Annotated in this window: 10 protein-coding genes; 2 read left to right on the top strand and 8 right to left on the bottom strand. The window is 58.2% G+C overall.

Annotation, left to right across the window (positions count from 1 at the left end; genetic code table 11):
- Positions 1-71: 71 nt before the first annotated feature.
- Entirely contained in the window at positions 72-1,010 is a 939-nt protein-coding gene (locus RYB09_RS14105; RefSeq protein ID WP_058407782.1) for a formate/nitrite transporter family protein, read from the bottom strand.
- A gap of 140 nt (positions 1,011-1,150) precedes the next feature.
- Entirely contained in the window at positions 1,151-1,795 is a 645-nt protein-coding gene (gene pncA / locus RYB09_RS14100; protein WP_058407781.1) for a bifunctional nicotinamidase/pyrazinamidase, read from the bottom strand.
- Between the two features lie 192 nt (positions 1,796-1,987).
- On the opposite strand from pncA, the gene RYB09_RS14095 reads away from it, so the two are divergent.
- Complete coding sequence (locus RYB09_RS14095) at positions 1,988-4,114, top strand: TonB-dependent siderophore receptor (protein ID WP_058407780.1); 2,127 nt, start codon at positions 1,988-1,990, stop codon at positions 4,112-4,114.
- A gap of 103 nt (positions 4,115-4,217) precedes the next feature.
- Here RYB09_RS14095 and RYB09_RS14090 read toward each other — a convergent pair whose 3' ends face one another.
- The 5 genes from RYB09_RS14090 to RYB09_RS14070 form a co-directional block, all read right to left on the bottom strand.
- The gene (locus tag RYB09_RS14090; RefSeq protein WP_316888989.1) at positions 4,218-5,468 is read right to left on the bottom strand and encodes a cellulase family glycosylhydrolase; all 1,251 of its coding nucleotides are present in this window, start codon (positions 5,466-5,468) and stop codon (positions 4,218-4,220) included.
- A gap of 301 nt (positions 5,469-5,769) precedes the next feature.
- Positions 5,770-6,726, bottom strand: coding sequence for a D-2-hydroxyacid dehydrogenase family protein (locus tag RYB09_RS14085; protein WP_316888987.1), 957 nt, complete (start codon positions 6,724-6,726; stop codon positions 5,770-5,772).
- A 40-nt stretch (positions 6,727-6,766) separates the two neighbouring features.
- Positions 6,767-7,420, bottom strand: coding sequence for a DUF1345 domain-containing protein (locus tag RYB09_RS14080; RefSeq protein WP_316888985.1), 654 nt, complete (start codon positions 7,418-7,420; stop codon positions 6,767-6,769).
- Positions 7,421-7,567: 147 nt separating this feature from the next.
- Entirely contained in the window at positions 7,568-8,920 is a 1,353-nt protein-coding gene (gene gudD, locus RYB09_RS14075; RefSeq protein ID WP_316888983.1) for a glucarate dehydratase, read from the bottom strand.
- 52 nt (positions 8,921-8,972) lie between these two features.
- Positions 8,973-10,298 carry an MFS transporter gene (locus RYB09_RS14070; RefSeq protein ID WP_005745896.1) on the bottom strand — a complete coding sequence of 442 codons (1,326 nt, stop codon included), beginning with the start codon at positions 10,296-10,298 and terminating at the stop codon, positions 8,973-8,975.
- 470 nt (positions 10,299-10,768) lie between these two features.
- On the opposite strand from RYB09_RS14070, the gene RYB09_RS14065 reads away from it, so the two are divergent.
- Positions 10,769-11,482, top strand: a complete 714-nt coding sequence (locus RYB09_RS14065; RefSeq protein ID WP_002553932.1) for a FadR/GntR family transcriptional regulator — start codon at positions 10,769-10,771, stop codon at positions 11,480-11,482.
- A gap of 13 nt (positions 11,483-11,495) precedes the next feature.
- Here the strand turns inward: RYB09_RS14065 and RYB09_RS14060 are convergent, their stop codons facing one another.
- A complete protein-coding gene (locus RYB09_RS14060; protein WP_316889042.1) occupies positions 11,496-12,587 on the bottom strand; it encodes an alpha/beta fold hydrolase in 1,092 nt (363 codons plus the stop codon).
- Positions 12,588-12,772 lie beyond the last annotated feature (185 nt).

Below are 12,772 nucleotides of genomic sequence, written 5' to 3'. Positions count from 1 at the left end.
AAGTGCGTTCAAAAACTCATTCTGCCTTTAAAAGCCACTGCGCTTCCTGAAAGAAAGTTTAATGATAGGGATCATATGTCATTCCGCATGCTGATATCCGCGTCCTTGAGCTCTTGCTGCTGCTTTTCGCGGCGGCTTTTTTCTGCCTTGTTCTGACGATCGCGTTCCAGTTTGGCGGTCGTGTCTTTTTCGCTGCGGATCTGTGCGTGGCTGATCAAGGCAAAGATAAAGCTGCCACCAATGATATTGCCTGCCAATGTAGGAGCGGCAAAGGTAAACCAGAAATCCTTCCAGCCCATTTCCCCGGCAAATACCAGATAGGACACTTCGGCCGAGCCCACGACAATGTGCGTGAAGTCTCCGAGCGCCATCAAGTAGGTGATCAGAATGATAATGGCGATCTTGGCATTTTCCATGGACGCAATCATCCAGACCATGGTCGCGATCATCCAGCCGGACACGATGCCCTTGGAAAACATCTGACTGACGTCGTTTTCCATGACCTTGTGGCCAATCTCCAGAAATGCCTTGTCTGTGCTGGTGTCGAAAATCGGCAGATTGAGCATGACATAGGCCACCAGCAGCGTCCCAGCGAGGTTGCCCGCCAGTACCACACCCCATAGTCGGAACAATCGACCGATATTGGCCAGGTTCAACTTGCTCATGATCGGCAGCACGGCGGTAATAGTGTTTTCAGTGAACAATTGCTGGCGCGCCAGGATGACCGCGAGAAATCCGGCCGAATAGCCAAGGCTGCTGATGACGTGACTGCCGGGTATGCCTTCCAGCCGCGACTTGAACAGCCCCATGGCCATCAACGACAGGCCCATGGTCAGCCCGGCCGCGAGTGCCGACCACCACAGGGCGGCAACACTGCGCTCCAGTTCGTGATCGCCCTGAATACGGATGGTTTCGTGCAGCACCGCCGCGCGGGGCGGCTGGTTTTCATCAATCTCGCGCTCTTCCTCGGCTGACAGGCCGGGGGTCTTGCCGTCTACTTCGTGATCCATACAACATCCTCAGCGCCAGTGATGAAATGGACCGGCACGGGCATTGCCGGTCCGATGGTTCAGACAGGCGCCACGCGCGGTCGTTCGCTAACCGCGGGACGTATCAACGATTGTTTGCACCGGTTGCAGGATGCGCCTGTCTAGCCCAGCAGATCGGCGCTTTGCACGCGTTCTACACCCATGCTCAGCAGGGTCTTCCAGGCGTTCTCCAGCGAGCCGTTCATGTCGATGGCGCGACAGCCATCTTCGATGACATACGTATTGAAACCGGCACTGCGTGCATCCTGAGCAGACCAGGCGACGCAGAAATCCAGCGCCAGACCGACCACGAATACAGTGTCGATGCCGCGCTCTTTCAGATACCCGGCCAGGCCTGTGCTGGTCGTACGGTCTGCCTCCAGAAATGCCGAATAGCTGTCGATATGCGCATTGCAGCCCTTGCGCAGGATCAGTTGCGCGTGAGGCAGGTCAAGATCGGCGTGCAACTGCGCACCGTGGCTGCCTTGCACGCAATGGTCCGGCCATAGCGTTTGCGGGCCGTAGGGCAGGGTGATGCTCTCGAATGGCAGGCGCTGAGCGTGGCTTGAAGCAAACGAAATATGCCCGGCAGGATGCCAGTCCTGCGTGATGATCACTCGGGCAAAGCGCGCGCCCAGACGATTGATCAACGGCAGCAACGCATCGCCGTCAGCCACCGCCAGTTGTCCGCCGGGCATGAAGTCGTACTGCATGTCGATCACCAGCAAAGCACAGCGCGGGTCGGCAGGCTTGTCGGAAAGAGGCATTGTCGGTTCTCTTGTGAAGTGCGATGAGCGCCAGTTTGCCTGTTTGTCCCCACGGTTGCGAAGCGAGATGCGCAGCATAGGCAAAAGATATTTTTGCGAATTTGTATCAGGCGTTAATACGAATCTGTACTATTCGCGAAAAATCCTGCCGGGTCCCAAGAGGCCTGGTTTCTTGCCAAGGGCTGCACGTCGATGCGTCGTACTCTCGTTTCACTTTGCGTCATTCAAGCGATCTCTCAAGCCGCCTGGGCTGACCAGGTTACTGCCGGGCAACCTTCCATAGAGTTGCAGAATATCGACATTCAGGGCGCTGCCAATGCTGAAACGGCGCAAGGGCCGGTCGAGGGCTATCGCGCCACACGCTCCGCCAGCGCCACGCGCACCGATACCTCGCTGCATGAAACGCCACAGTCCGTCAGCGTTGTGACCCGCGACGCGGTAGAAGACATCGGCTCCACGCGCTTGCAGGACGCTCTGGACTACGCGGGCGGCGTCGGGCGGGCCAACAACTTCGGCGGTCAAGGGCTGACTACATTCACGGTGCGCGGTTTTACCACCGGCGAGTTCTATCGCAACGGCTTCCCGATCAATCGCGGCTATCCGAACATGCCGGATGCCAACACCATCGAGCGCCTTGAAGTGTTGCGCGGTCCGGCCACCACGCTGTACGGCCGGGGCGATCCGGGCGGCACTTTCAACGTGGTCTCCAAGCAGCCACTGGCCGAGCGCAAGGTCACGCTGGGCAGCCAGCTCAATGATCAGGGCATGAAGCGCGGCACGCTGGACGCGTCCGGTCCGCTGGATGACGAAGGGCGTTTCGCCTATCGCCTCAACGTCGTGGGCGAAGGCGGCGATACCTTTCGTGATCACGTCGAGACCGAGCGCTATGGTGTGGCTCCGGTCTTGAGCTGGGAGGTCAACGACGCCACGCGCATTACCTTCGAAGGCGACTTCATGCGCAACAATGCACCGCTGGATCGTGGCCTGACGCGTTACGCCAACCAGACGAGCACCGCCTCGCGCGACACGTTCTTCGGCGAGAAGAGCGTGGGCAAGCTGCATAACGATAACAACATGGCACAGTTGCGCTTCGACCATGACCTAAATGCCGACTGGAAGCTGGGCGGTGGCGTCCAGCTTCTCGACGGTTCCCTGCAAGGCGATGCCATCGAGGCCAACGGCCTGGCGGCTGATGGTCGTACCCTCGGGCGCAACTTCAACTATCGCAAGCTGGAATGGACAGACCGCGATGTGCAGTTGAACCTGACCGGGCACTTTTCCGCCGGTGGCTTCGATCACACGCTGCTGACCGGGGTCGAGTATGAGGATTATGATTACAAGTCGATCATCCAGCGTTCCAGCGGTGCCGTCGGCGCCTACCCGATAGACATCTTCAACCCTGTCTATGGTCAGGCCCGACCGGCACTGACCCGGACCACGACCCATGACAAGGAAAACCTCAAGACCTGGGCTGCCTTCGTGCAGGATCAGGTGGCGCTGACCGAGCGCCTGAAGTTATTGGGCGGCGTGCGTCTGGAGCGTTTTGAACATGACTACGATTCCTTCTTGCCTGGCACCAGCAGCTGGACCGCCAGCGATAACGCCGTCACACCGCGCGTTGGCCTGAGCTACGACCTGACCGACACCGTCGCGGTCTACGCCAACACCGCACGTTCGTTCAAGCCCAACAGCGGTGCCAGCCGGCTGGGTGGCGGCTTCAAGCCGGAAGAGGGCAAGTCGTACGAGATCGGCACCAAGTGGGAAGCGCTGGACGGCCAGTTGAGTGTTGATGCGGCGATCTACCAGATCGAGAAGCGTAACGTGCTGACCACCGACCCGGTTGATTCCACATTCAGTGTCGCGGCAGGCGAAGTGCGCAGCCGTGGCCTGGACCTCAACGTGGTCGGCAACCTGACGCCCGAGTGGCGGATGATGGGCAGCTACGCTTACGTCGACGCTGAAGTAACCAAGGACAACACGCTGCGCTCCGGCACACGGTTGATGAACATCCCTGAGCAGACCTTCAGTCTGCTCAACGTCTACGAGTTTCAGGAAGGTGCCTTGCGCGGCTTGGGTCTGGGCGGCGGCGGTCGTTATGTCGACCAGCGCGCCGGACGCACCGCCAACGTCGCCTTTTCGATGGACAGCTACACCGTGTTCGACCTGCTGGCCTACTACAAGGTCAATCAGCACGTGAAGCTCAACCTCGACCTGAAGAACGTCTTCGATACCGAGTATGAGGAAGGCGCGTTTGGCAACGTCTATGCGTATCCGGGGGCACCGCGGACGGTGCAGGTGGGGATTGCTTATACGTTGTGATGGTGCAGGTATCTGATTCCTAGGTGCAACGCCTGACCCTTTGAGGGTCAGGTTCAGCAGCGTGTGTCATGGATACCGGAGCCTGATCACACGCCGTACTGAATCATAGGAATTGATCTGTCTTTGAAAAGCCGGCACGGCGGCGAAGTTTGCCATCCTGGAACTGGTCCTTGCCGGGTAGAATGTCCGCTCCGGCTGCTTTGAGAGCGGTCATATTATCTTTCAAGGCCTTGGTGGCTTCGTCCTTTTGCTGGAACGTGTTTCCTACCAGAAATTTGGCATTACCCACTTCGCCAATCTGGAATTTATAGCCAGCCTCTCGCAGTGCCTTGATCTGGTTGGCAAGCCGGGAAGAGGCTTCGCTTTCCCTGGCATACACATGAAAGCTGCCAACCAGGGCCGGGTTGCCTTCGCCATTGGCGGCCTTTAATTGATCGGCAAACTTGACCAGGCCGCTTTGCGGGCCAGCGGTCAGGCCACCTCCCCAGTTACTGTCCTCGACAACAATAGTTCCTTTATAGCCGGAGTTGCGCGCGGCTTTGATTAATGTGGTCTGCATGTCAGCCCAGTCCTGACTGGCGCTTTTGCCGCCCTGATTGAAAGTGTCCAGGACGAAACTGGTACGACTGCCAAACTTTTTGACCACATTACTGATGTCGGCCGAGGCTTGCTTCAACTTTTCTCCCGTCAGCACATTTCCGCCACCCTGGTTCGCATTGTCGCGAAAGGTGAACTGAACCTTCACACCCTGTTTGTCTCCTTCGCTAAGCAATGCCCTGAGCTTATCCATCTGCCTGGCGTCGCTGATCTGATCATGCGTCATCTGAAAGCGTAAGGTTCCGCCTCCAATCGTTTTCAGGTCCTGAATCATCTTCGTGGCAGCAGCGGGTGTGGCGATGTCATCAGGGTTGACGTTGGCGCCCCCGCGCGCGACTTTCTGGGCAGCTTTGGCTGCCTCTGAAGAAGCGGCCTTTTCTGCTTCCTTGGCTTTTTTTTCTGCGTCCGAAAGGGCCGTGCTGTCCTTCACCGCGGCCACTTCGCTGCCAGCAGCCTTTGTGTCGTTCTGGCTGACAAGCGCTTTTTGACTGGCAAGCAGAGCCGTGTCTGACGAGGAATCTTCGCTCTCCAGTGACCGGGTATTTCGGCTGAGCATCATTCTTGTATAAACAGGGGACGCTTCCGGTGTCTCGGCGGAGCGGTTGTCGGAGGCCGTATAGGTGTCGAGTTTCGCCTGTTTTTCAGGGTTCGCCTCAGCAACGCCAGCGTCCACGGCCCGCGTGGTTCGGTCGGCCATTACAGGCTTTTCCCTGGCGGCCATGAAGGGGTCATATGACCTGTCTGAGCGAATATTCATCGAATGTCTCTGTAGGACCCGTGCGACAAGTGGCTGCACCCTGCGAAACAAAAGAATAAGTCGCCAGGCCAGCTGTAACTTAGTGGATTGCAGTATTCATATAACGAGGAGGGGAACTTAAGATGACGCTTTTATTAACGTTTTTCTTTTGCTGTTCTTCCTTGAAATATGGCTTCCTGGCGTAATCCTGTTTCGAGCGTTATCTGTTAACGGCGCAGGGTCGCACAAACAGGGTTTTTAGAGCAACAAAAAGTCTGAGTGACCGAGCCGACAGATTACTGCTTTGACGGAGTACGACATGTCACCCAAACACCCGAATCGGCGACCCCGCATGCCAGGCCTGAATGTTTTCGATCATCTGCCCATAAAAGGTCCGGTAGTTGTTTTCGGTGACGTATCCGATATGCGGTGTTGCCAACACGTTGTCCAGAGTGCGGAACGGGTGATCGGTCGGCAGCGGTTCTATGTCGAACACGTCGAGTGCGGCGCCTGCGATGTTGCGTTGTTGCAGTGTTTCAAGCAGCGCAGTCTGATCGATGATCGGGCCGCGCGACGAGTTGATCAGGTAGGCGCTCGGCTTCATCCAGCCCAGTGCCTCTGCGTCCACCAGCCCACGGCTGCGGTCGCTGAGTACCAGGTGCACCGAGAGCACGTCAGCCTGTTCGAACAGTTGCTGTTTGCTGACGTACGTGACGCCCGATTCGGCGGCGGCTTCGGGTGTCAGATTCTGGCTCCAGGCAATGACCTGCATGCCGAACGCCTGACCGTAGCGGGCAATCCATTTGCCGATACTGCCCAGCCCGAGAATGCCCAGGGTCTTGCCGTGCAGGTCGCTGCCCAGCCCGACCTGCCAGTTGCCTGCACGCAAAGAGTTGGCCTCGGCCACCAGATTGCGGGTGATACCCATGATCAGTGCCCAGGTCAGTTCCGGTGCCGCGTGTTTATAGCTTTCTGTTCCGCACACCACAATGCCGTGGCGCTTGGCCGCAGGGATATCAATCGCCGCATTGCGCATGCCGCCTGTGACCAGCAACTTGAGCGCAGGCAGTTGGCTGAGCAGTGCCTCATCGAACGGGGTTCGCTCGCGCATCAGGCAAATGATGTCGAAGCCTTGCAGCCGTTGCACCATGGTTACGGTGTCGGCCGGGAAGTCGTGCAGAAAGCTGATGTCGCCCACTGAGTCGAGCACCGACCAGTCCACCACATCGCTGGCGACGTTTTGCCAATCATCGAGCACCGCGATTTTCAATTGGGTCATTGTCTGAAGGCCTCTTGACGGGTTTTTATGAATCCGAGCGCTAATTGAACAGGCTGGCAGCGATATTAATCGAAAAGCCCAGAATCGCGGTGTTGAACACAAAGCAGATCAACGACTGGCCGAGCACGACCTTGCGCATTTCACGGGTCGCGACGCCGACGTCGGAGGTCTGTACCGCAACGCTGAGGGTGAACGAAAAGTACAGAAAGTCCCAGTAGTCGGGGTGCTTTTCTCCGCCGACAAACGCCAGCGCGGGCTCCTTGCCTTTCCAGGTATAGAACATGCGTGCGTAATGCAGGCTGAAGATCACCCCGATCATCAGCCACGAACCTATGACGGTCAGGCCGGTGAAGGCGTGATGGAGCATTTTGGCGTCGCTGGACAGGCCCTTGCTGCCCGCGACTTCGAAGATGATCGCCGCCAGACTGGCCAGTGCCGCCACGCAGACCGTTACCAGAATGACGCCCGCGTTTTCGTCTTCCATCATCGCGACTCGGCGGACATCGTCGGCATTGCTGCGCAGTGTGCGAACGAAAATAAGGATCAGATACAGCCACACGCCTGTGTCCCAGCCGGTCAGCAGGCTCTGCGTGAGTGTTGCGTGGGGGATCAGCCAGGCCCAGGCGATGCCGGCGGTGAGGCCAACCAGAGCTGCGAGAGTCAGGCGAGGGCGGGTGCGGGCAAGATGGCGCATGCGGTCTAGTCGTTACTGGAGGTTACGAGACAGTAGCATGCCGGCTTTGCATGCCAAGCCGGATTTGAAAAAAACGGCGCGCAAGGGGGTTGCGCGCCGTGTGCCAGCCAGATTGTTAGCAGGCGGCGAGTGGTTTTTTAAGCTGGCTCAACGCACCAGGCAAGGCTGCTTGTTGTTGAATTTCCAGTCCGGGATCAGGAACTGCATGGCCACTGCGTCATTGCGTGCGCCCAGGCCCATGCCTTTATAGAGTTCGTGAGCCTTGGCCAACTGGTCCATGTCCAGCTCGACGCCCAGCCCCGCCTGCTTCGGCACATCGACCTTGCCGCCGATAATCTGCAGCGGGGCCTTGGTCAGGCGCTGGCCGTCCTGCCAGATCCAGTGGGTATCAATCGCCGTAATGTTGCCCGGCGCCGCGGCGGCCACATGGGTGAACATCGCCAATGAAATATCGAAATGGTTGTTGGAATGCGAGCCCCAGGTCAGGCCCCACTCATTGCACATCTGCGCCACTCGTACCGAGCCCTGCATGGTCCAGAAGTGCGGATCAGCCAGTGGAATATCCACCGATTGCAGTTGAATGGCATGGCCCATTTCCCGCCAGTCGGTGGCGATCATGTTGGTGGCCGTCTTCAGTCCGGTGGCGCGGCGGAACTCGGCCATCACTTCACGACCGGAATAACCGTTTTCCGCACCGCACGGGTCTTCGGCATACGCCAGCACGTGATGCTGATCGCGGCACAGGCGGATGGCTTCCTTGAGCGACCAGGCTCCGTTGGGGTCAAGCGTAATTCGCGCATCGGGAAAACGCTCAGCCAGCGCCGTGACGGCTTCGATCTCTGCGTCACCGCTCAGTACGCCGCCCTTGAGCTTGAAGTCCTGAAAGCCGTAACGCTGGTGCGCAGCTTCAGCCAGACGGACCACCGCCTGCGGAGTCAGCGCTTCTTCGTGACGAATGCGGAACCAGTCATTGTCGGCGTCGGGCTCGCTGCGGTAGGCCAGGTCGGTTTTGCGCTGGTCGCCGACATAAAACAGGTAGCCGAGCATCTCGACCTGATCGCGCTGCTGACCTTCGCCCAGCAATGCGGCAACCGGTACGTCCAGGTGCTGACCAAGCAGGTCGAGCAGGGCGGCCTCCAGCGCGGTGACAGCGTGAATGGCAATGCGCAGGTCGAAGGTCTGCAGGCCGCGGCCGCCCGAATCGCGATCGGCGAAGGCTTTGCGTGCCTCATTGAGGATCTTCTGGTAGGTGCCGATGCTGCTGCCGACCACTAGCGAGCGTGCGTCTTCCAGCGTCTGGCGGATCAACTCGCCGCCCGGCACTTCGCCGACGCCAATATGCCCGGCATTGTCCTTGAGTATCACGATATTGCGGGTGAAGTAAGGGCCGTGCGCGCCGCTGAGGTTGAGCAGCATGTCGTCATGGCCAGCCACTGGCACTACTTGCATCTCGGTAATGACAGGGGCCTTGCTGGTGATGTTGGCGTGTTGAATGTTCATAGCTGATCCCGTAAAAAAATATGACCTGTAATGGCGTCGCTTCGAACCTGCATCAATGCGTGGCCGGGGTATGGATGGCGGCTACCGGCGTCGCGCCTGGCTTTGGCGTATTGCGCGCAGCGAAGACGATGATCGCGGCAATGATCGATGTGACCGTCAGGCCATACAGCCCGCCCTGGATCGAGCCGGTGTGCTCTTCCAGCAAGCCGAAAGTAGTTGGCGCCACGAAGCCACCCAGGTTGCCCACCGAGTTGATCAACGCAATGACCGCTGCGGCGATACGTGCATCCAGATACGCTTGCGGGATGGGCCAGAACAGCGACGAAGCCGACTTGAAACCCAGTGCTGCAAAGCAGATGGCAACGAAGGCGAAGATCGGGCTGCCAGTGGTGGACATGAACATCCCGGCAGCGGCAATCAGCAGCGCAATCGCTACCCACGCCTGCTGGCGCTTCCACTTGGCGGACAGCGTGGCGAAAGCGTACATGCCGATGATCGACAGCAGCCATGGAATGGAGTTGAACATGCCGACTTCAAAGTCAGTCAGGCTGCCCATTTTGCGGATGATGCTCGGTAGCCAGAAGGTCGCTGCGTAGATGGTCAACTGAATGAAGAAGTAAATCAGGCAGAACAGAATGATCTGGCTGTCCTTGAGCAACTTGCCGATGGAGGCTTTGACTGGCGTCGCCGCTTCGCGGGCAGCCTGTTCGGCATCGATGGCGCTGACCAACGCGTCCTGTTCTTCGCGGGTCAGCCATTTGGCGTCGTGCGGTTTGGAGTCCAGCCAGAACCAGACGAAGAAGCACAGGCCCACCGAGAACATGCCTTCGATGAAATACATCCACTGCCAGCCTTTCATTCCGAAACCGGTGATCTGCAACAGCAGGCCTGATAACGGTCCGGAAATCAGCGAAGCGATGGCCGAGCCGCTGAGGAAAATGGCAATTGCCTTGCCGCGCTCAACCCCGGGCAACCAGCGGGTGAAGTAGTAGATCACGCCTGGAAAGAAGCCTGCCTCGGCCACGCCCAGCAGAAAGCGCAGGATGTAGAAGTGGGTTTCGTTCTGGATGAAGGCCATGCAGGCAGCAACGATGCCCCAGGTAAGCATGATCCGCGTCAACCAGATACGTGCGCCGACTTTCTGCAGCAGGATGTTGGAAGGGACTTCGAAGAGGGCATAACCGATGAAGAACAGTCCGGCACCCAGGCCATAGGCTGCAGCACCGATACCCAGGTCATGCTCCATGTGCGAACGCACAAAGCCGATGTTCACCCGGTCGATGTAGTTGACGATAAACATGATGACGAAAAGCGGCAGGACGTGACGTTTGACCTTCGATACGGCTGAACTCAGAACCGAATCAGTGCCGTCGGCCATCCTGGAATTGGATGTGCTCACAGTTGAATCTCCCACTCGTTGTTTTTATGCGGGTATGTGCGAAGTGTGTCCCTCGCATTGTCGGTCATCATACAAGTAAAAAAGGCTTGTGCAATCCCCTGATGCTGATGATTTGGACGATTGGGAAAGTTTTTCTGGGTGCAGGTACATGCGCAGGGCACGTCAGTATGACGATGTTAATTTAATATTTTTACCCATTTATTGCTGGGTATTAGCCTTTTTTATGAGTCGGGTTATGACCTATTCACGGGCCGTTTCTTTCAAGCTGTGCTGTTGAAAAAAACGCTTCGAGGTTAATCAAGAGCTTTGACAGTGGCAGATAGCTTGTAATACAAGTAAGACAACTGCGCAGGCCGATGCCACCGGCCTTTTTGCGCACTCAACCTAACATTCGCGCTGTTATGACCGTGATACGGCAGCCCAACCAGACAAGTCAGGATCCATTCGCCATGCAAGAGCCTGTCAGCGCAGCGCCCAAACGTCGTCAGCACAGCCTGGCCACCGATCTGGTCACCGAACTGAGCCAGCGTATTTTGCTGGGCAAAATCGCACCCGGTCAGAAGCTGCCTTCCGAAAACCAGATCGTTCGTGAACACGGCGTCAGCCGCACTGTCGTGCGCGAGGCCATTTCCAAGTTGCAGGCGTCAGGGCTGGTGGTGACCCACCATGGCATCGGTACGTTTGTGCTGGAGCGCAGTGACCAGACCGGCCTGCGTCTGAAGGTTGAAACCGTTTCACGGGTGCGCGATATCATCGAACTGCGTATTGGCCTGGAAACCCAGGCCGTCGCGCTGGCCGCTGTGCGTCGCACCGATGAGCAACTGGCGGCCATGCGTCAGGCACTGGATGATTATCAGGACCTGCTGGCCAATGACGACAGTTGTGTGGAGGCCGACAAACGCTTTCACATGCTTATCGCCGAAGCCACCGGCAACCCGTATTTCATGGAGATCATGCAGCACCTGGGCAGCGCGATCATTCCGCGTAGCCGCATTGCGTCAAGCGAGCGGGCGGGCAATAACCTCGCGCATCAAGGCTATCTTGCCAACCTGGAACACGAAGCACTGCTCAGCGCCATTCGCCGCAAGGACCCGGATGCAGCGCGTGCGGCGATGTGGACGCACCTGAGCAACAGCCGTGAGCGACTGGTGCCGCTGGAGTAAGAGCCTTTGAGTTTTACTGTGTTGCACTCATCACGCCGAGCATCACTTGAGTTTGCCACTCGAAATACGGGTTGAAGGTCAGGCGTGCGTGGATCTTGCCCGGTTCGGTATAACCCCAGTCCGAATACCACACCGGCTCGCCCGCCATGCATTTCGCGGTGTCCGGTGTGCTCTGACCGTTCCAGCAGATGCGCTGGCTACCGGATACGCCGTAAAGCGGGTTATCCGCTGAAAAAAGCAGGCCCATGTGGGAAAAGCGGCTGATGCGGTATTCCGGCAGGTAGTCCTTGCGCACCTCGACGCGCGGCGTATTGGCAGCGCGGGCGGGCAGGTCGCCGTACCAGATCAGGCGACTGGCGGGGTTACTGAAGCGCTGGTTGAAATTATCCAGCACGTAATCAGTGTCGAGTACCGAGTCGTGCTCGGCGATGGCGATGAACACCGGCTTGTCGTAGCGACGTTGATGCAGGCGGTCCTGAGCCAGCGCGCTGCTGCGATAGAACTGGGCGAAACCGTTGGTGGGCATGTTCATGTAACGAACCGGCGTCTGCATCGGGCGCAGGCCGTCGTTGGGGGTGGCAAGCCACGGCCTGGCCCAGCCGATCCAAGGGGTCAGCCAGGCATAGCCGCTGTTGGAACGAAATGCCGGCGAGAACAACACCAGCCCGGCAATTTCTTCGTGGTCATAGGCGTAATCGAGCACCAGATTGGCCCCGGTTGAGAAGCCTCCCAGATAGACGTTCGGCACCTCGCGGCTTAGCTGTTGCGTCTGCTCTCGCACCACCTGCTGCCACTGCTCCAGACGCACATCGAGCATGTCCTCGGGCTTGGTACCATGCCCTGGCAGCAGCACGGTCCTGACCAGATAGCCCTGAGCGGCGAGCTTCTGTGCCACGTCATTGAATGACCACGCTGAGTCACCCAGCCCGTGCACCAGCAGAACGCCGCCTTTGGGCGTTCCAGTCGGGGTCCATTGGCGCGGCGCGTTCCATCCCAGTTCGGCCTCGTGGTCGGCGGTCTGGAAGTTGCGTTGCTTGCGGATCAGTTCAATGGTTTGCTGACGGTAGTCTTCAAAACGCTGCGTCGGTGCTTCGCCTTCCGCCATTGAGGTGCAGGCTTGCAGGGTCACTAGCGACAGCAGACTGGCGAGTCGGGATTTGATCAAGAGGGGACCTGTGCACGCGTGTGTGGAAGTTCAAAAGGTCGATGCGGGCACTCTGCCATGTACGTCGCGCCGGTGACCACTTTCAGGCACACTCGGGCGTTCTATAACTTCAACAAAATGTATCC

Origin of the sequence: Pseudomonas syringae group sp. J254-4 (genome assembly GCF_032586855.1) — a bacterium.
GTDB classification, from domain to species: Bacteria; Pseudomonadota; Gammaproteobacteria; order Pseudomonadales; family Pseudomonadaceae; genus Aquipseudomonas; species Aquipseudomonas amygdali.
This window is presented reverse-complemented; position numbering and strand designations above follow the sequence as displayed.

Coding starts and splice junctions, on each gene's coding strand:
- RYB09_RS14105 (WP_058407782.1), bottom strand. CDS start 1,010: ATGGATCACGAAGTAGACGGCAAGACCCCCGGCCTGTCAGCCGAGGAA.
- pncA (WP_058407781.1), bottom strand. CDS start 1,795: ATGCCTCTTTCCGACAAGCCTGCCGACCCGCGCTGTGCTTTGCTGGTG.
- RYB09_RS14095 (WP_058407780.1), top strand. CDS start 1,988: ATGCGTCGTACTCTCGTTTCACTTTGCGTCATTCAAGCGATCTCTCAA.
- RYB09_RS14090 (WP_316888989.1), bottom strand. CDS start 5,468: ATGAATATTCGCTCAGACAGGTCATATGACCCCTTCATGGCCGCCAGG.
- RYB09_RS14085 (WP_316888987.1), bottom strand. CDS start 6,726: ATGACCCAATTGAAAATCGCGGTGCTCGATGATTGGCAAAACGTCGCC.
- RYB09_RS14080 (WP_316888985.1), bottom strand. CDS start 7,420: ATGCGCCATCTTGCCCGCACCCGCCCTCGCCTGACTCTCGCAGCTCTG.
- gudD (WP_316888983.1), bottom strand. CDS start 8,920: ATGAACATTCAACACGCCAACATCACCAGCAAGGCCCCTGTCATTACC.
- RYB09_RS14070 (WP_005745896.1), bottom strand. CDS start 10,298: ATGGCCGACGGCACTGATTCGGTTCTGAGTTCAGCCGTATCGAAGGTC.
- RYB09_RS14065 (WP_002553932.1), top strand. CDS start 10,769: ATGCAAGAGCCTGTCAGCGCAGCGCCCAAACGTCGTCAGCACAGCCTG.
- RYB09_RS14060 (WP_316889042.1), bottom strand. CDS start 12,587: ATGGCGGAAGGCGAAGCACCGACGCAGCGTTTTGAAGACTACCGTCAG.